General features: G+C 69.7%; 15 protein-coding genes. 6 read left to right on the top strand and 9 right to left on the bottom strand.

Annotated elements, in window-relative coordinates; all coding sequences use genetic code 11:
- Positions 1–77 precede the first annotated feature (77 nt).
- Positions 78–719 carry a hypothetical protein gene (locus ACXC9Q_RS37885; RefSeq protein ID WP_457061528.1) on the top strand — a complete coding sequence of 214 codons (642 nt, stop codon included), beginning with the start codon at positions 78–80 and terminating at the stop codon, positions 717–719.
- On the top strand, positions 716–1,864 hold the full coding sequence (locus ACXC9Q_RS37880; protein WP_457061527.1) for a PrsW family intramembrane metalloprotease: 1,149 nt from the start codon (positions 716–718) through the stop codon (positions 1,862–1,864). Before ACXC9Q_RS37885 ends, ACXC9Q_RS37880 begins: the two co-directional genes overlap by 4 nt.
- 6 nt (positions 1,865–1,870) lie before the next feature.
- On the opposite strand, the gene ACXC9Q_RS37875 is transcribed toward ACXC9Q_RS37880, so the two are convergent.
- Both ACXC9Q_RS37875 and ACXC9Q_RS37870 read right to left on the bottom strand, forming a co-directional pair.
- Complete coding sequence (locus ACXC9Q_RS37875) at positions 1,871–4,705, bottom strand: S8 family serine peptidase (protein ID WP_457061526.1); 2,835 nt, start codon at positions 4,703–4,705, stop codon at positions 1,871–1,873.
- Positions 4,706–5,481: 776 nt separating this feature from the next.
- The gene (locus ACXC9Q_RS37870) at positions 5,482–5,931 is read right to left on the bottom strand and encodes a GNAT family N-acetyltransferase (protein WP_457061525.1); all 450 of its coding nucleotides are present in this window, start codon (positions 5,929–5,931) and stop codon (positions 5,482–5,484) included.
- A 772-nt stretch (positions 5,932–6,703) separates the two neighbouring features.
- On the opposite strand from ACXC9Q_RS37870, the gene ACXC9Q_RS37865 reads away from it, so the two are divergent.
- The gene (locus ACXC9Q_RS37865) at positions 6,704–7,792 is read left to right on the top strand and encodes a glycosyltransferase (RefSeq protein ID WP_457061613.1); all 1,089 of its coding nucleotides are present in this window, start codon (positions 6,704–6,706) and stop codon (positions 7,790–7,792) included.
- Positions 7,776–8,942, top strand: coding sequence for a hypothetical protein (locus ACXC9Q_RS37860; protein ID WP_457061612.1), 1,167 nt, complete (start codon positions 7,776–7,778; stop codon positions 8,940–8,942). The genes ACXC9Q_RS37865 and ACXC9Q_RS37860 overlap by 17 nt, the downstream gene beginning before the upstream one ends.
- Here the strand turns inward: ACXC9Q_RS37860 and ACXC9Q_RS37855 are convergent.
- Complete coding sequence (locus tag ACXC9Q_RS37855) at positions 8,913–9,482, bottom strand: TIGR03086 family metal-binding protein (protein ID WP_457061524.1); 570 nt, start codon at positions 9,480–9,482, stop codon at positions 8,913–8,915. The two genes, ACXC9Q_RS37860 and ACXC9Q_RS37855, sit on opposite strands and share 30 nt — an antisense overlap.
- A 155-nt stretch (positions 9,483–9,637) precedes the next feature.
- Here ACXC9Q_RS37855 and ACXC9Q_RS37850 point away from each other — a divergent pair, with 155 nt between their 5' ends.
- Together ACXC9Q_RS37850 and ACXC9Q_RS37845 are read left to right on the top strand one after the other, a co-directional pair.
- Entirely contained in the window at positions 9,638–10,588 is a 951-nt protein-coding gene (locus tag ACXC9Q_RS37850) for an aldo/keto reductase (RefSeq protein ID WP_457061522.1), read from the top strand.
- 166 nt (positions 10,589–10,754) lie between these two features.
- Complete coding sequence (locus ACXC9Q_RS37845) at positions 10,755–11,099, top strand: YciI family protein (RefSeq protein ID WP_457061521.1); 345 nt, start codon at positions 10,755–10,757, stop codon at positions 11,097–11,099.
- On the opposite strand, the gene ACXC9Q_RS37840 is transcribed toward ACXC9Q_RS37845, so the two are convergent.
- The 6 genes from ACXC9Q_RS37840 to ACXC9Q_RS37815 form a co-directional block, all read right to left on the bottom strand.
- Entirely contained in the window at positions 11,096–11,527 is a 432-nt protein-coding gene (locus ACXC9Q_RS37840) for a GNAT family N-acetyltransferase (RefSeq protein WP_457061520.1), read from the bottom strand. The two genes, ACXC9Q_RS37845 and ACXC9Q_RS37840, sit on opposite strands and share 4 nt — an antisense overlap.
- Before the next feature lie 74 nt (positions 11,528–11,601).
- Positions 11,602–12,750, bottom strand: coding sequence for a VWA domain-containing protein (locus tag ACXC9Q_RS37835; RefSeq protein WP_457061518.1), 1,149 nt, complete (start codon positions 12,748–12,750; stop codon positions 11,602–11,604).
- A complete protein-coding gene (locus tag ACXC9Q_RS37830; RefSeq protein WP_457061516.1) occupies positions 12,747–14,927 on the bottom strand; it encodes a DUF5682 family protein in 2,181 nt (726 codons plus the stop codon). The genes ACXC9Q_RS37835 and ACXC9Q_RS37830 overlap by 4 nt, the downstream gene beginning before the upstream one ends.
- Complete coding sequence (locus ACXC9Q_RS37825; RefSeq protein WP_457061514.1) at positions 14,924–16,006, bottom strand: ATP-binding protein; 1,083 nt, start codon at positions 16,004–16,006, stop codon at positions 14,924–14,926. Before ACXC9Q_RS37825 ends, ACXC9Q_RS37830 begins: the two co-directional genes overlap by 4 nt.
- On the bottom strand, positions 16,003–17,430 hold the full coding sequence (locus tag ACXC9Q_RS37820) for a DUF5691 domain-containing protein (protein ID WP_457061513.1): 1,428 nt from the start codon (positions 17,428–17,430) through the stop codon (positions 16,003–16,005). The genes ACXC9Q_RS37825 and ACXC9Q_RS37820 overlap by 4 nt, the downstream gene beginning before the upstream one ends.
- Positions 17,431–17,447: 17 nt before the next feature.
- Positions 17,448–18,746, bottom strand: a complete 1,299-nt coding sequence (locus ACXC9Q_RS37815; protein ID WP_457061512.1) for an SWIM zinc finger family protein — start codon at positions 18,744–18,746, stop codon at positions 17,448–17,450.
- Between the last annotated feature and the right edge of the window lie 170 nt (positions 18,747–18,916).

Genomic DNA, 18,916 nt, shown 5'->3' with positions numbered 1-18,916 from the left:
CAGATCTCGGGCAAGTGTGCCTAGAGTGTCCGGATACGCCCGTCCCAGTCCGTGCCGCTCAGGCGAATGGAGCCTCGATGGTCGTGAGCAGGGAGGAAGCGCCGCGGGAGTGGGTGCCGGTCGAGGACCGGTTCCTCGGACTCGACCGGCGGACGTTCAAGGCTGGATTCACCGCGCTGGCGGTGGCGTTGGTGCTGATCTACGGTCTGCAGGCGTTGAACGCGGCTATCCCGTGGCACAACGAGATCCGGGCCGGCCAGGTCCTGGATCTCGGCAGCGGCGCGACGGCGGTGCCGCCGGTTGGCTGGCAGCTGGAGAGTGGGACATTGACCGGTGGGGCCGGTGCGATTGCGACCAACCTGCAGGTCCTGCTGGCCTCCGGCGGCGCGACGATCGAGATGCGTGGTACGTCGTACGACGGTAGCGCGACCGGATTCCTCGATCAGGTCGAGCGGTCCGAGAGCGATACGCCGGGCGTCACCGGAGCGCGCGGGACGCTCACCACCGACGCCGGGCTGGTCGGGGTCGTGCAGAGCCGCACCGGACCCAGCGGCGACGGGATCGACGTGGCGTTCAAGATGGCCATCGGCACGACGCAAGCGGTCGACTCCGCACCGGCCTTGCTCGTCCGGGTCCGGACCGCGTCGGGTCAGTTCGAGCGCTACCAGGACGACGTCGGCGCGCTGCTGCGGAGCATCACCCCGGGCGTGGCGCGATGAGCGTCGTACCCGAGGAGAAGACGGCGCAGCTTCGCGCGATCGAGGAATCGGGCTGGGGTGCGCCGTTCCGGTTCCTGCGCCCGGACAACGTCGCCTTCTGGGTCTACCTGCTGGGCGTGGGCGGCGGCGCGCTGACGATGCTGCGGTACTTCGGTCCCGGCGCCACGTTCTATACGCCGGCTCTCGCGGGAGGCGTCGTACTGTTCGGTCTCTATCTCGTGCCCTGGCTGCTGCTTCTGCGGCCTCACAACCGCTTCACCTCGCAGCCGGCCGGGCTGCTGGCGGCCGGCTTCGTCTGGGGTGGCGTCGCCGCGACGTTCTGGATCGCGCTGCCCGCCAACACCGCGTTGCTCGCGATCTGGGCCAAGGTCGGCGGCACGTCGTTCGCGTCCGACTGGGGTGCCGGTCTGACCGCGCCGATCAACGAGGAGTGGGGCAAGGCGATCGGCCTGGTCCTCCTCATCGGTCTGGCGCCCCGCCTGGTGCGCAGTGCGTACGACGGCTTCATCATCGGAGCGTTCATCGGCCTGGGGTTCCAGGTGTTCGAGGACGTCTTGTACGTCTACAACGGCGCCACCCAGCTGTACGGCGTGGACCAACTGGGCTCGTCGTTGCGGGTGTTCGCGACCCGCGGCGCCGCCGGGATCGTGTCCCACGCCTTGTTCAGCGCGATCTTCTGCGCCGGGCTGATGTGGGTCCTCGGCCGGACCCGCGGCGAACGCAAGGTGGTTCGAGGTGTGCTGACCATGCTGATGGCGATGGTGTTCCACTTCGCCTGGGACGACATGGGCGCCCTCGGCGGCGGCACCGCGGCGGCGGCCGTGCTGCCGTTCGCGATCGCCGCCGTCGAACTCGTGGCGCTCTTCTACGTCCTGCGCCACGCCGCCGACCAGGAACGCCGCTGGATGCGGGATCTCCTCGGCCCCGAGGTCGAGGCCGGCGTCATCGACCCGGCCCTCCTCGACGCGGTCAGCGGGCTTCGGAAGGATCGGAGGAAGTACCGCAAACACCTCCACAGCCGCTCCAAAGCCCGCCACCGCCTCGAAGCCGCCCACGACCTGGCCCGCGAGATCGCCCGCGCCAACGGCACCGAAACCCCACCCGTCGCCCACGCCCGCCAGGAACTCCTACGCCTCCAGACCTGACCTCGTTCAGCTGACGGTGACGATCTTGTTCACCGTGTAGGCCTGGGCGTGGTCGGCGTCGGCGGGGAACCAGACCCGGTAGGCGATCTGGCCCCGGACCGCCGGCTTGATACCGAAGGCGTACTTGCCCGAGGTGCTGAGTTTGACCGAGGCGATCGACTTCCAGACCTTGCTGCCGTACTGCTGCAGGTACACCGACCGGCCCGCGTGTGCCGGAGCGACGTACCCGCTGAGCGCAGTGGTGTTGCCCAGCTTGATCGCGGCCGGTGCGAGGGTCGCCGAGATCGTCGGAGCCACCTGCACCGTGATGTCGGCGGTGCGGGTGCCCATCAGATCCGCGCTGCCGGGGAACGTCAGCATGTACACCGACGACACGGCCGGCTTGTCGACCACCGAGAGGGTCCCGGTCGACGATGTCTTGAGCGCAGCCAGCAACTTGAACGTGGAGACGTTCTTCAGTCGCACGTAGACGTTGACCGGCAGACCGGCGTACGCCAGGTTGTCGATCCGCAACGTGCTGCCCTTGATCGTGATCGAGCCGCCGTAGTTGATCAGCGTGGAGGTCGTCGCGATCCCGGACTTCATCCCGAGCAGCTGCTTGACCGCGATCGGGCTGTAGTGGCCGGTCCGGTCGACGACCCAGCCCGCGTAGGTGTACGTCGTCCCCTGGGCCAGTCCGGTGTTCTTCACCGAGGTCCCGGTGCCCGCGTACACCAGCGTGCCGGTGGTCGGTGTCGGCGCCTTGCTGCCGACGTTCCGCCGGACGATCACCTGGTCGAGATCCGTGGTCGGCGGGATCTTCCAAGCCAGGTTGGCGGCCAGGTACGCGCCGCTACCGGTGAAGGTGGTCAGCGCCTGCGGCGCCAGGTCCGCCGTACTGAAGACCGTCCGGAACCACGGCAGTTGCGTGCCGTCCGCCTCGTACAGGTAGGACGTGCCCTCGATCTTGTACGGACGGTTGTCGAGGAGCGGTTGCTGCGGGGTGACCGTGGCCGTCCGCGTCGCGGCGTCGTACGTGGTGATCGCGCTGACCTGCTGATCGGTCTTGCCGTCGCGCAGCATCACCGTGCCGCTGGTTACGGAGGCCGGGTCCATGTCCCGCGCGAACGTCACCGTCGGCTTCGCCGACGCCGGCACCCCGGACGCCAGGTTCGCCGGGAACACGTCCCGCAGCTGGTACGACGGGCCCGCGGTCGGTCCACTCTGACTGCTGCTCGCGATGCTCAGCGTGTACGGCCGGGTGGACTTCGACCCATTGTAGTTGCGCACGGCAACATACAGCGAGCCCACCTGACCGGTGACGTTCACCTGCGCGGTGAGCGGGCCCCACTTCGGGCCGGTGGCCGGGTCGACGACCGGGAACTCGTTCTCGGCGTGGGCGAGGAGCTTCAGGTTGGAGTCGTACACGTCCACGACCGGCCCGACGTTCGAGGAGTAGACACCCTCGTCGAAGGACGGTCCGGTGACCGCGGCGCGGACGTCCTGGATCGAGGCCAGGTCGATCGAGTACCAGTCGACGTCACCTTCGGAGTCGATCGCGCCCGTGGTCGAGCCGAAGGTGCTCAGCTTCTTGGCGCGGACCGGCTGGTCGTTGCCGTCCGCAACCGCCGTCGGGAAGTCCGGCGCGAACCGGCCACCGAGGGCGGCGTTGGCGTCCAGGATGCCGTGGCCGTAGTACGGGTCGATACCGCGCGGGCCTGCGTCCCGGGAGAGGTCCTCGAGCCGCTGCGCGATGTCGTACGGGCCGAGCGCCGGGTACTTGTTCTTCACCAGCGCCGCGACGCCGGCGACGATCGGCGCCGAGCAGGAGGTGCCGGTGCAGTACCAGTACGGCAGGTAGCCGGCCGGGGTCAGTGACCGCGGCCCGGTGCTCAGGATGTCCCAACCCGGCGCCGCGATGTCGACCCAGTCGCCGAACGAGCTGAAGTCGGTCAGCGCACCGTTGGCATCGGTCGCCGCGACGGCGATCGCCTCCGTGTACGACGCCGGGTACTGGAGGTCGTCGCTGCCGTCGTTGCCGGCGGCCGCGACCACGGTGACACCCGCGTTGACCGCGTCGCTGACCGCCTGGTGCAGGATCGGGTTGTCGCCCGGACCACCGAGCGACATGTTGATCACCTTGGCCCCGTGGGCAACGGCCCAGTCGATGCCCTCGGCGATGTCCACGTCGTACCCGGACCCGTCCGATGCGAGCACCTTGACCGGCATCGCCTTCACGTTCCAGCCGACCCCGGCGACGCCTTCTCCGTTGTTCGCGGCGGCCGCGATGATGCCGAGCGTCATGGTCCCGTGGCCGTTGTCGTCGATCGGGCCGCGGTTCGGTGACGTCGCGTTGTACCCGGTGACCAGGTGCCCGACAAGGTCCGGGTGGCCCGCGTCGACACCGGTGTCGAGGACGGCGACGATCTGGCTCCCGGTGGTCTTGGACAGATCCCACGCCTGCGGCATCCGCACAGTGTTCAGGTACGCCGCCTGGTCGGTGCCGTAGAACTCGTCGTTCGGTACGGCGGTCGCGTAGCGCTTGTAGTTCAGCGAGGCGAGCTCGACCGTCGGGTCGGCCTTGACCTTCTTCAGCAGCTCGGGCGCCGACAGGTCACCCGTGATCTTCACGACGTTCGCGCTCACCGAGTCCTCGGCAGCACCAACCTTCGCGACGGCGGCCTTCCGGGCCGAGGACGAGGCCTTGGCCTTGAACTTCACCATCACCGCGTTCGGCTCGAACTCAGCCTTCCCAGAGTTGTGGTGAGCGGTGAACGCCGGACGATAAGGCCTGTGCTCAGCCGCCGACCCGGACGACCCGGTGACAACGACCAAACCACCGGCGACCACGGCCGCAGGCATAACCAAGCGCAACAAACGCGCGGGACGGGACAACAACGGGACCCCCAAAGAGCCTCGCGGGCGGAAGGACCGAGAACCGGCCCGCCCCTAAATCGCCCAAACCACCCCCAGCGTTACGCCCCGCCCAAACCCGGCTCTTTGTCGTTTCCGTGGGTGAGCGGTCCTTGCGCTGTTGGGCCGGTGTGCCCGGATCGTTGCTGGTGTGGACCTGAGGCACTGACCAACCCCACCGCCACGTCATCACCGGCCCAGGTCTGAGCGTGACCAGCCAAGGCCGTGTCTGCGTGGTGAGTGGCACAGATCCGCCCCGCAGCTCCGAACCCACCCCGCGCTGTCCTCGCGCGGCTGGATCGGAGCTGTGGACGACGGCCAGGATCGACTTTGTGCACCAGATCCGTACGCCGAGGCCCATGCCGTACGGATCTCGTGCACAAGGTGACCGATCCCGACGGCGCGTGGCAGCCGAGCCGGGCCGCGGCGCCGCCGGCGGGCTGGTGTCCGCTGGGATGGAATTGGGTCGGGGCCGCACTCGTCGAAAGCGGCAACAGAACGGCCGCCGCGCAGCGGTGTCCTGTACGGGTCGTCACAGCCGGGCCAACGCCACCGACTCGAAGCCGCCCGGGACCTGGCCCGCAAAATCGCCCGCGCCAACGGCACCGAAACCGCAGCGGTCACCCACGCCCGCAAGAACTAACCCGCCTCCACACCTGACACGCCGCGTGTCGACTCGTCGGCGATCGCACCCATGCCGCCAAACCGACCGCACCAGGAGTCAGTCAGGACAGCGCGAGACGCATCCGGAGTTTTAGTGGTTCTTTGGCGACGACGCGGAAGCCGAGCCGCTCGTAGAGTTCGCGGGCACGGTTCAACTCGAGGACGTGCAGCTCGACTGCCTGCGCGCCCGACTGTCGGGCACGCTCCACCAGATGCTGCATCAGTGCAGTGCCGACACCACGGTTCTGCAGCTCTGGGTCGACCTCGATCCTCGAGATGTAGAACGTGTCGAGCGCGGTTAAGGCAGCCTGAATCATCCCCACTGGCCGACCGTCGATCAGGACGATCTCCACCTGTTCAGGATCGAACCAGTCGCGATGAAACTGCCGCTGCACCTCGTCGTCCCATGGCCCCCAGGTCGCCTCGATGGCATCACCCAATGACCGACGATGCAGCTCGTACAGAAAGTCCCGGTCGTCGGCCGTAGCCACTCGAGGCTCGAATTCGTGCACCGCACTCCTTTCCGCGCCACCGCGTGCGCTGCGCCAGGCGTCAACCCAACCGTGCCGTCAGAACATGATTGCGTCGCCCGGCAGGCAAGGCCACAGAATTCACCTCCGCACCCGCAGACCGTCGACAAGAACTGCCGCCGCACACCGGCGCCATCCGCGTGTGATCACCTCCATCCCGCCGACGGAACCCACACATCTCACCAGTCCGCGGCAGTCGCCGGGAGGCGGCCTACAAGAACTGCCCGCCGCGCAGCGGCGTCCTTTTGCGCGTGACCACATCCGACCCGGCCGAACACGCCGGACCCGGTCACCAGCCCGCGGTAGCCGCCGGTGGCGTCCAGAAGACAGCGTCGGCCGAGGGCCGCGTCCTTGCCCGTGATCACAGCCGACCCGCGCCCACCACATCAATCCGTGTCCCCAGCTCGCGGCAGCCGCCGCGAAGCGGCGCCGATCGTCTGTCATCCGCCGGGACCTTCGAGTCGTGGTGATTGGCGCCCGTCCGATCCGTCGAGTCGTGGATCCCGGCGGAAACCCGCCCGCTGGACAACCCCGATCCCCGACTCAACATCGCGTCCGCTCCCGACGAGACGAGTAGCCACCTCCCCATCCGCCGACCACCCCAACCCGTCACACCGTGCGCAGACTCCGCCGAAGGCGGCCGACAAGAACTGCCGCCGCGCACCGGTGTCCTTTGCGCGTGATCACATCCGAGCACGCGGGACCGGGTCAGCGGTTGTTGGGCGTGTCTCACATCCTTCGAACGCCTTGTCGGATGGGCGGTTGTTGGGCGGGACCGATAGTCTCGGGCGCCATGAGCACCAGTGTCGCCATTGCGGTAATCACGTTTAGGCGACCTGCTCTGTTGCACGCGCTGCTGACCAGCCTGCAGGCCCAGGAACTGCCGGAGGACGGGGATTACGCGATCCGGATCGTGGTGGTCGACAACGACGCGGAGGGGTCGGCGGCCGGCGTCATCCAGGAGTTCGGGGCGGGTACGCCGTACCCGATCGAATCGGTGGTGGAACCGGAGCCGGGGATCCCGTTCGCGCGGGAGCGGTCGGTCGAGCTGTGCTGGAACGACGACGCCCTGGTCTTCGTGGACGACGACGAGGTCGCGCCAACCGGCTGGCTCAAAACCCTGCTGAAGGCCTGGGAGTCGACCGGTGCCGACGTTGTCACCGGGCCGGTCAAGGGCCACCTGCCGCCCGGCGCGCCGCCCTGGAACCACTACAGCGACGTCCACGACTCGACCGGGAAGCACACCACCGGCGAGGAACTGCGCAAGGCGTACACGAACAACACCCTGGTCAGCCGGCGGGTCTACCAAGCGGTCACGCCCGGCTTCCATCCCGCGTTCCGCTACACCGGCTCCAGCGACCTGCATTTCTTCCTCCGCGTGCACCGGGCCGGGTTCCGGATCGTCTGGTGCGAGGAGGCGTGCATCGCCGAGGAGGTGCCGGTCGGGCGGACGACGCTGCGCTGGCTGGTACGGCGTGCCTTCCGGTCCGGCAGCGGGGACACGATCAGCCGGCTGCTGATCCGCCCGGGCGCAATCAGCTACCTGCTGGTGCTGGCCTATGCTTCGGCCCGGGTGATCTCGGCGATCGGGTTCGCCCTCGCCGGGCTGCTGCTCGGCCGGAAGACGCACCTGCTGAAGGCGGTCCGCCGGTTCTTCTCCGGCGTCGGCAGTCTCGCGGGGATAGTGGGGATCAACCATGACGAGTACCGGGAACGGCACGGCGCCGACGGTGGCGAGCCTGTGCCGGGCGATCTGGCAGGTGGAGCGGGACCTGAGTCTGCTCGGCTGGCGGATCCGGGACGCGCATCCGTGGCCGATCATCCGGATGCGCGTCTTCCATGAGCTGACCCGCCGCAGCGGCATCCACGGCGCACCCCATCCGGTACGACGTTCGCCGTACGACAAGGCCGCACTCGTCGCCAAGCACGTGAGCGGCGTGGTCACCCGCAACCCGTTCGTCGGCCGGTACGACGCTCTCGTCGTACCGCATCCACGGAAACCGAGCGGTGTCGAGATCTACACCGACGAACTCCGCGCCGCCCTCGGCCCGTCAGCGCTGATCCTCGACTCGGGGATCAACGGAACTCCGCTGACCGGCAGCAAGAACCTGGACTTCTTCACGTCGGCCGCCGGAGCGGTACACAAGCGCCAGCTGGACGACCGTGGCATCGCGACAGCACTGCAGAAACTGACCGGTGTCTCGGTACCTGTAGGTGCTCTGCTCGCCCGCGAGGTCCCCAAGCATCTCCGGCTGCGCGCGCTGTACCGCACGCTGCTGCGACGCCACCGGATCAAGACGGTCTATGTGGTCGTCGCGTACTTCCACCAGCACATCGTCGGCGCCGCGCGCGACCTCGGGATCCGCGTGGTCGAGCTGCAGCATGGCGCGATCAGCCCGTTCCACCTGGGCTACAGCTACCCGGGCCGCCCGGTGGTCGCGGACCAGCCGGACGAGCTGTGGTGCTTCGGCTCGTACTGGACGAACGTTGCCGACCTGCCCGCCGGCCTGAAGACCGAGGTGGTTGGCGCCCCCTTCCTCCCCACAGCAGGCCCGAAGGATCCCAGCCGCGTCGTCTTCCTGTCGCAGGGCACGATCGGCGCCGAACTCCTCCACGTCGCCGAATCGGTTGCGAAGGAGCATCCCGGTCTGGAGGTCCTGTACCGCCTCCATCCGAGCGAGCGCGCGTCGGACTACACGATCCCGCCCGGTGTGCAGCTGTCCACCGGCGGCAGCACGCTGGACCTGCTGGCCTCGGCCACCTACCAGGTCGGCGTCTCGACGACCGCTCTGTTCGAGGGGATGGCCCTCGGCTGCCGGACCGCTGTCGCGAACCTGCCCGGACACGAGTACCTGGAGCCGGCCATCGCGCAGGGCCACGCACTCCTCATGACCAGGCCGAAGCAACTCACCAGTGCGCCGCTGTGCACAGAGCCCGCGACGTATTACGCCCCGACCAACCTGCTACGGCTGACGGCCGATCAGCCCAAGTAGCCGGTCCTGGAGCGGCGCGTCCGCGGGGACCGGCACCTCGGGCCCGTAGACCTCGATGCCCTCGCCGAAGGCGCCCGGGGTGCGGTACTTCTCCATCACGTCCGGCGGGATCGCCACCGCGGTCGCCCAGAGGCGTTCGACGTCGGCGTGGTCCATCGTCTCGTCCTGGCCGGTCGCCCGGGCCAGGTCCCAGCCGTGCAGGACGAGGTCGTCGGAGACGACTTGATCGATGTGCCGCTCGGCCGTCAGCGGGCCGCTCGGGGAGTCGGTCTCGGTGAGGGCGAGGATCGGGTCGTCGAGCACGTCCTCGACCGCGGCGCGCGCCTCCTGGAACGCGGTCAGCGGGTCGTCGGACGGCTCGAGCTTGCGGGCGACCGGCTGCAGCATGACGCCGTGCATCGTCACGACGTGCTCGACCACGTCCCGGGCGGTCCACTTGGCGCACGGCGACTGGTTGTCCCACTGGTCCGGCTCCACCGCCGCGACCTTCCGCTCGAACGCCTCAGCCCGCCGTCGGTACCGCTCCGCGATCTCACCCATCCCCGCATCCTCCCGCCCCCCACCCCCGCGCGGAAGCCCCCCGCGACCTTGTGCACGGCTCAACCAAAATTCGGCGCTGGAAACGGTTGACCGGTGCACAAGGTCGTTCTGGTGGGGGCGGTGGAGTGTCGGTGGGGGCTCTTAGGGTCGGTGGCATGCGGATGGTGGAGCTCGGGCGGACCGGGTTGACGGTGAGCAGGCTGGGGTTGGGGCTCGCGTCGATCGGCGGAATGTTCTCCGCCGTACCGCAGGCGCAGGCCGTCGCGACCATCGACCGCGCCTGGGAGCTCGGCGTCCGGCTGTTCGACACCGCGCCGGTCTACGGCTACGGACTCTCGGAGCAGCGGGCCGGGCTCGCGCTCCGCGGGCGGCCGCGGGCGGAGTTCGTGCTGTGCAGCAAGGTCGGCCGGTTGATCGAGCCCGGCGGCCCGGACATCCAGCCGATCTGGGCCGAGCCGCCGGCCGGCCTCGGTCCCCGGCTCGACTATTCGTACGACGCTGTGCTCCGCTCGTTCGAGGCCAGCCTGGAGCGGATGGGCATCGACCGGATCGACATCCTGCACATCCACGACCCGGATCTCGACTACCTGACCGCCTCGACCGAGGCGCTGCGAGCGCTGAGCGAGCTCCGTGGCCGCGGCACGATCCGCGCGATCTCCCTCGGCGTCAACCACGCGGACGTGGCCGCCCGGTTCCTTCGCGAGACCGGCCCGGTCGGAGCCGACTGCATCCTGCTCGCCGGCCGGTACACCCTGCTCGACCAGTCCGGCGCCGACGAACTGCTGCCGCTGTGCGAGAAGCTCGGCGTCGCGGTACTCGCGGCCGGCGTGTTCCAGGGTGGCGTCCTGGCCGACACCGCGGCGGGTGCGCCGCATGGGTACGCGCGGGTCCCGCCCACCCTGCTCCGGCGGATCGACGGACTCCGCGAGCTCTGTCGTGCGTACGACGTACCGCTGCTGGCCGCCGCACTCCAGTTCCCGCTCACGCATCCCGCCGTACCGGCCGTGGTGGTCGGGGCGCGGAGCCCGCGGGAGATCACCGAAGCCGCGGCGTGGCTCGACCACGAGATCCCACCGGACTTCTGGGTCGCACTAGGCCGTGTCTGATGGTCCCGCGCCGTAGCGAGCAGGTGCTCGGTGCGGTAGCTCGGCGTGCTGGAGCGAAGGCCTCGATGTGGTTTCCATCGTGGCCTTTGCTCCAGTGCGCCGGGGTGCCGTGCCGAGTGCCGCGCAGTAGGCGCGGGACCATCAGACACGGTCTAGGGTCAGGCGTATGAGGTACATGCTGCTTCACAAGACGAACGACGACCTGGAGGCGGGGAACCCGCCGGACCAGGAGATGCTGGCGCGGGCGGACGCGGTCCTCGAGGAGATGCGTCAGGCGGGCGTGCTGCTGCTCGGTGAGGGTTTGATGCCGAGTTCGCGCGGGGCGCGGATCACGTTCCCGGCCCCGGGTGAGCCGCGAGTACTCGACGGCCCGTTCGCCGAGACCAAGGAGCTTGTCGCGGGTGTCTCGATCATCCGCGTCGACTCCAAAGAGGAAGCGGTCCAGTGGGCGCTCCGCTTCGCCGAGGCCGACCCCAACACGCCGATCGACATCCTGGAGATCGCAGGCTAGAGCTTCAGGTGCAGGATCGGGTAGGGCCTGTTGGTCGAGTCCGTCTCGCTCCGGCCGACGACCCGGAAGCCGTGGTGCAGGTAGAACCCGGTGGCCTGCGGGTTCTGCTCGTTGACGTCGACCGACGTGGCGTCGAAGGTCCGGAAGGCGTGCGCGAGCAACATGCTCCCGCCACCTCTCGCGCGGTACGCCGGATCCAGGAAGAGCATCTCGACGTTGCCCTCGGCCACCCCGATGAAACCGATCAGCAGCCCGTCATCCGCCCGCAGCCCGGCCAGGTGCTCGATCTCTCCGAACGACGCCCGCACCAGCGGCCGGAACACGTCCAGGTCCGCCTCGGTGACGAAGTCGTGCGTCGCCCGGACGGACGCCTCCCACAACTCCGCCGCCCGGTCGTACTCGTCCGGCGCAATACCGCTGATCTCCATGCCGCCCACCGTCGCACCGGCGCCGCCAGGCTGTCAGCTGAATTACACCGCGATGACGCCTTCCTCGGCGCCTTTCAGGCGAGGTTGGTGGAAGCCCACGTGGTGATGTCCTCGTGGCGGATGGCGGCGGCCATCAGGTCGGGAAAGAGGTCGGGAGTACAAGCAAAGGTGGGTACGCCGAGATCGGCGAGGGCGGTCGCGTTCTCGACGTCGTACGACGGGGTGCCGGAGTCGGCCAGGGCGAGCAACGCGATGAGCTGTACGCCGGACTCCACCAGCGAACGCGCCCGCCGCAGCATCTCCTCGCGGACACCGCCCTCGTAGAGATCCGAGATCAGCACCATCACAGTGTCGGCCGGCTTCGTCACCAGTTCCTCGCAGTACGCGAGGGCACGGTTGATGTCCGTCCCACCACCGAGCTGCGTACCGAACAGGACATCGACCGGATCCTCCAGCTGATCGGTCAGATCGACGACCGCGGTGTCGAACACGACCAGGCTGGTCCGCAGCGTGCGGATCGACCCGAGCACCGCGCCGAACAGCGACGCGTACACCACCGACTCCGCCATCGAGCCGGACTGGTCGATCGCGAGCACGATGTCCCGCTGGACACTGTGGTTCCGCCGCGCGTACCCGACCAGCCGGTCCGGGACGATCGTCCCCAGCGCCGGCGAGAAGTGCTTGAGGTTGGCCCGGATCGTCCGGTCCCAGTCGATGTCCGAGTGCCGCGGTCGCCCCGTCCGACCAGCCCGGTCGAGCGCGCCCGTGACGGCCGCCCGGGTGCGTTCGGCCAGCCGCGCCTCCAGCTCGGCGACCACTCGCCCGACCACGTCCCGCGCGGTCTGCTTGGTCTCCTCCGGCATCACCTCGTTGAGCGCGAGCAGCGTGCTGACCAGGTGTACGTCGGGCTCGACCGCACCCAGCAACTCCGGCTCCATCAACATCCGGGTGATGCCGAGCCGCTCGACCGCGTCCCGCTGCATCACCTGGACGACGGTGCTCGGGAAGTATTGCCGGATGTCCCCCAGCCACCGCGCCACCCGCGGCGCCGACGAACCCAGCCCGGCCGATCGTTGCGTCCCCGGCTCGCCGGCCTCCGCGTCGTACAAGGCGGCCAAGGCGGCATCGACGGATCGGTCCTGAGCGGAGAGCGTCGTACCGGTCTCCGGCTCGGCCTCGCCGCCCAGCACGAGGCGCCAGCGGCGCATGCGTTCTTCGCTCATGAGACCCCCAGTAGCTGCGCGACGACGGGAAGGACGGACGCCGCCAGCTCGGTGTCGAGATCGTTGTCGTTAGCAACGACCAGTGCGGCCGGATCGCCCAGCGCACGAGCCCTGGTCCCGATCGACCGGCGCTCCGGCGCGGCGAACGTCCCGAAGGTACGGCGCAGCAACGGCAACACCTCAAGGAACGCATCGTCCGGGACCGCACCCAGCCACGAGTCCACCAGCGCCAGCAGGCGCTCGTCGTGCACCAGCAACAGACCGCCTCCGGCGAGGAACCCCTCGACGTACCCGGCCGCGTCGGCGGTCGGCGTACCAGGGGAAAGGGCCCGCCCCAGCCGCAGCGCGACCTCGTGATCCGGCAGCCGCGAGGTGTCGAGCATCAGCCGGGTCAACCGGCCGCGGATCAGCGGCGGCACCGAGACGCGATCGCTCAACCCCTGCAACGTGTTCAGCCATTCCGACCGCACATTCTCGGCCAGCAACACCGTCGCGTCCTGTACGCCGTCGATCAGCTCTTGTACGGCGGCCGCCGCATCCGGATCGAGTCCGTGCACAGTCCGGCCGAGGCCGGCACAGATGCGCGACACCATCCGGCCCGCGACCGCGGCGAGCCCGGCGGTGTCGGTACCTCGGACGTCGCCGTACCGCGAAGAGCGCGCGAGCGCGGGCAACGCCGCCATCAGATGGCCGACGTCGGCATCGGCTGCGGCGCGCGTGTCGACGCCCTGCAGCAGCGACGGCAACGCCTCGGCGAGGTCGGCGAGGAGCGACTTCTCCAGCGCGGCGGTGACCTCGGCGAGCGTCGAGGATTCGTCACCCACGCGCAGCATGACCGTCGTCGCGGCGCCGGCCACAGTCGTGCCGTGCGCCCCGGCGGCGACCAGCTCGACCTCGAGGCCGGGATCCCAGGTCAGCCGCCACATCTCCCGGAACGTGCCCTGCGCCCGCCGCTCGTCGGCGGCCGGCACGCCCCAGTGCACCCCGAGAATCCGCAGGCGGTGCAGGAGTCTGGACTTCTCCAGGTCGTTCGGCTTGCGCAGGTCGAGCTCCATCACCCGCTCGGTCGCGTCCCGCTTCATCCGCAACCGGCGCGCCTGCGCCGCGAGATCCGCCGCGACCGGAGCCTGCGGCGTCTCGCCGGGCACCGTCCCCAGCAGCTCTCCGACGACCGCTTCCCGAGTGACCAGATCGAGCAGTACGTCGTTCCCGCCGCAGAGCACCGCTCGCGTCGCCTCGGTCACCTCGCTCAGCCCGGCCAGCGGACGTCCCCGCAATGCGGCCAACGTATCCGCGAGCCGGACCGCCTCGATCACATGGGCGCTGGAGACCGGCAGATCCTCGGCCCGCAGGACCCGCGCGACCTTCGACAGCCAGCGGGTGGTGATCTGGTCGGGCGCGGTGAACAGGTGGTGGTACCACCCCGGTGAGGTGATCCCGGCGCCGTACCCGCTCGCCGCCGCCAGCCGGCCGTGCGTCCAGGGGACCCAGGTGCAGGCGACCTTCCGCTTCGGCAGGCCTTTCAGGATCCGTTGGTCATGCGTTGCCGGCGGCAACGGTAGCTCCAGCGCGGGCACGTGCCAGGCGCCGCAGATCACCGCGATCCGTTCGAACCCTTCCCGGATGGCCTTCCGCAGCACGGTGCGCATGTAGGCCTCACGTTGCGCCTCGCGACCAGTCGCGATTTCGTCGCGGCGCAGTTCGCGCATCGCGTCGGCGATCACGGTGAACGGTTCGGCACCTTCGCGCCGCGACTCGATCACGTCGTCCCACCAGCGCTCGGGATCGTCGTACCCACCGGCATGTGCGAGCGTCGCCAACGGATCGATCGACGCCGCTCGCCGGCCGCCACCACCGGACGATGCGAACTGATGCGCGGCCGGCAGATCGCAGAACCGCACCGGCACCCCGGCCGCGAGCGCGTACTTGATCGCCCGCCACTCGGGGCTGAACACCGCGAACGGCCAGAACGCAGCCCGGGTCGAGTCGTCGACCGCGTACGCCAGCAGCGCGACCGGAGGCTCCATCTCCTCCGACCCGGCCAATTCCACGACCTTGTCCGCCTCCGGCGGCCCCTCGATCAACACCACATCCGGCCGAAGCTCGGCCAGCGCGGTCGCCACCGCGCGCGCCGAGCCGGGCCCGTGGTGCCGAATCCCCAGCAAATGAACGCTCATCCGGAGATCTCTCGGCAGGCTCGGTAGAACGGCGCCCAGCCGTCTCGTTCGCGGACCACGGTCTCCAGGTACTCCGACCAGACGACGCGGTCCGCGGAGGGATCCTTGACCACGGCACCGAGGATGCCGCCGGCCACATCGGTCGGCCGCAGGACGCCGTCGCCGAAGTGGGCGGCCAGCGCGATGCCGCCGGTGACGACGCTGATCGCCTCTGCGGTCGAGAGGGTGCCGGACGGTGACTTGACCGCGGTCCGGCCGTCCTCGGTCCGCCCGGAGCGCAGTTCGCGGAAGATCGTGACCACGCGGCGGATCTCGTCGAGTGCGTCGTCCGGTTGCGGCAGCTCGAGCGCCGTACCGAGCTGTGCCACCCGGCGGGAGACGATCTCGACCTCGTCCTCGGCCGAGTCCGGGAGCGGGAGTACGACGGTGTTGAACCGGCGTCGGAGTGCGCTGGAGAGTTCGTTGATGCCCTTGTCGCGGTCGTTCGCGGTCGCGATAACGTTGAAACCCTTGCGGGCTTGGACTTCCGTGGCCAGTTCGGAGATCGGGAGCGTCTTCTCGGACAGGATCGTGATCAGCGCGTCCTGGACGTCGGACGGCATCCGGGTCATCTCCTCGATCCGGGCGATCTTCGCCTCGGTCATCGCCCGCTGCACCGGACTCGGCACGAGTGCCGCCTCACTGGGGCCCTGGGCAATCAACTGGGCGTAGTTCCAGCCGTACCGGATCGACTCCTCGGCGGTCCCCGCCGTACCTTGCACGAGCAGGGTCGAGTCCCCGCTGATCGCCGCCGCCAGGTGCTCGCTGACCCACGTCTTCGCCGTCCCCGGTACGCCGAGCAGCAACAGCGCCCGGTCCGTCGCGAGGGTCGCCACCGCCACCTCGATCAGCCGCCGTGGACCGACGTACTTGGGCGAGATCTCCACGTCGCCCGCCTTACCGCCGAGCAGGTAAGTGACCACAGCAGCCGGCGAGAGCAGCCACGCAGGCGGCCGCGCCCTGTCATCCGCCGCAGCCAGCGCGGCCAGCTCCCCCGCATACTCCTCTTCCGCATGCGGCCGCAGTACTTCAGTGCTCATGCCAGCTCCTCATACATCTCACGACGGAAGATCAAGGTCTCGACGAGGCGGCGGCGCCAGGTGTCTTCCTCGCCGGTCGGCTCGCGGGTGATCGGATGATTCAGTACGTCGGGCGGCACCGCACGCGCCGCAATACTCGCCAGCCGGGCCCACGCGCGGTTGGTCCCCACCTTGGCCAACTGGTCGAGGATCATGCTCGCCAACGAGGCCGGCCACGGCACCGGAAGCCCGCCGACCAGCTCCGCGACATCGACTGTGGTGCGGAGAGTGTCGATCGCGCCGGCCCACTCCTCGGCGGGTAGCAGGCGCAGCAGCTCCGCAGGACTCCGGCTGCCGGTGCCGGCATTCGCTCGCAGCAGCTCCCGCGCCCACCGCATCGCCAGATCCGGCGCATCGGCCGCTCGCCCGTCGGCTCGGCGTGCAGTGCCTTCTCGGATGGCGGCCTCTGTCCAGCCCGACTGCAGCACCTCCGGTGCACACCCCTCCACCGGTAGGTGGAGCCAGGCGGTGTCCATTTCCGACAACGGGGTGTTGGCAACGATCTGCAGGAACCACCACGCCCGCTTGCCCACTCCCTCCGGGTTCTGGGAGTCGATGCCGTCGCGTTCCATCGACTGGGTGACGCGTTTGGGGAGGTCGACCGCGAGTACGCCTTGAGTGAGGGTCAGATGGGAGTGGAGGCGCTCGGTCATGCGTACGCCGTACTGCGCGCCAGGGACTCGGGCGAGGAGGCGGGCGGCGGCTCGGCGGACTTCCTTGGAGCGGTCGTCGAGGGCCGCCTCGAGGAAGTCCTCGTCCTGCTTGGACAATCTGTCGGCGAGCAGGCTCAGGAAGTCGGCACGGGTGGCGGCGGACTCGGTCGGCCAGACCTCGGCCAGGGCTTCGCGAGCGGCCTCGGGATCCTGCGAGCGGAGAGTGCGGAGCCAGGTCCGGCGTTGCAAGGCGTTCCCGTGGGTCCAGAGCTCCGGATCGTTGTCTTCGGCAACTGCAGCGTGAAGGAAGCGCCATTCCGGGTTGAGGTCCGCGAGCCACCGGGCGCGGCGGCCGGCCGCGGTGATGACGAGCGGGCGGTACTCGGCCCGGTTGCGGGCGTAGTCGGCCAACGCCGGCAGATGTTCGGGCGGCACGCCCCAGCCGCGAGCATCCGCAGCCCGCAACCACTCGCCGAGCGCCGTCGCCTGGAAGCCACCGAGCATCGCGGCCAACCGCCGGATCGCGACCGGCCGGGGTAGCGGCCGATCCTCACCAGGGGCCGCCGGCAACGGCTCGACCTCACGAAGCGGCGTGCGACCGGCGCGCTTGTAGACAGTCGCGAGCGCCGCCGCATCCAGCAACCCGCCATCACCCAGGCGTTCCTGGACATGCTCCGGCAATTCCTCGAAATGCGGTGGCCGCCGGTCCGTCCCGAGCAGAGCCGAACTCACCAGCCCGTCCCAGCCCTTCACAAGACCACCGGCCGATCGTCGTGCCAGCAGGTCATCGGGCGGAAGCCGGCGCGGTTCCACTCACCCGCGACGCTGACCGGATCGCCGGCGGACACCGCGAGCAGTTTCCACGGATCCACGCCCGGCAGGATCTCGAGCCCGTCACCGGCCGTGTCCACGAGCGCCCAGCCCTCGCCGTACCGAGCAGGTCGGACGTCCTGCAGGACCAGCGGCCAGCGTTCGTTCCACGGGTCGGCTGCGACGGATTCGACGTACGACGCCAACGCCTGGCGCGCGGTGAATCCGGATGGCCGGGGCGCGGGCAGGCGGGGAGCGGTCTGGGTCAGGAGGGCACGCATCGGGAGCGCACCGGGGTAGAACGACAGGGCACCCGGGACATACTCACCCGGTCGGGCCGGCAACGGGTCCAGCGGTCTCCCGGCGGCGGCGAAGGTGAGGATCAGGCCGAGCCGTCCCGTTGTTGCCCCGCGCAACCATACGCGGCGGACCGTGAGCCGCTCGTCCGGCTCGATCACCCGCCCGAGCACGAGCCAGTCGTCCTCGACCTTCTCGCCCTCGGCCAGCACCCGCGCGGTCTCGACGGTCCAGCCGATCCGGCTCTGCACGGTGTCGGCCAGCGACGGCGGCAGCTCGGCCAGCCGGTCATGCGCGGAGACGATCAGGTGGATGAGCGAGAGCTCCTCCAGTAGTTCGCCCGGCCATCCGTGACCACGGCCGATCACCCCGGCGGCGCGCCGTACCGCTCCCGCCACCCCGGGCGCCTGCGCGTCGACCATCCGGGCCGCCAGCCGGCTGAGCTCGGTGTACGCACGCTGGTCGAATCCACCGAGCCCTTGCCGCACCTGATCATCGAGCCAACTGGCCAGCTCCGCCATCCCGGCCGACACCCGGTCGGCTCGCCGGGACGCCCGCTGCTGCGCGGCCAGCGGGTCGGCGACCTCACCCGGCTTCCGCTCCGGCCGCTCCGCGCGAGCCGCGCGTTGCTCCACCCACGACGTCACCCACGCCGGCTCGTCGCCCGGCCGCACCTCGCCCCCGGCCCACAGCAGCAGGAGCCCGAGCGCATGCTTGCACGGGAACTTCCGGCTCGGACAGGAGCACTTGTACGCCCGTCCGCTCAGGTCGACCGTGGTCTGGTACGGCTGCTTGCCGCTCCCCTGACACAGTCCCCACACCGCCCGCTCGGACGAGCCAGTCTCCGGCCACTTCGCCGTACGCGCCTGCGCTTGGCCGGCCTTCGCGGACGCAGGATCAGGCGCCAGCCCCAGCACCTGCTCCACATCCCACGGCCCCACGGCACTCCTCGCTCGACAACCCCTCCCCCGGAAGCATGCCACCCGCCCCCGACATCCTCCCAAGAGCCACCAGCTCCTGGATCGCGGACGGGTAGGTCGCCCCAACAAACTCCGGCGACGACGCCGATCCGAGCTCACCCGGCATCGCGTCTCCCCACCCAAACCGACGA

It is taken from the genome of Kribbella sp. CWNU-51, assembly GCF_054073265.1.
The sequence above is the reverse complement of the archived record's forward strand: the minus strand, read 5'-3'. Positions and strand labels throughout refer to the sequence as shown.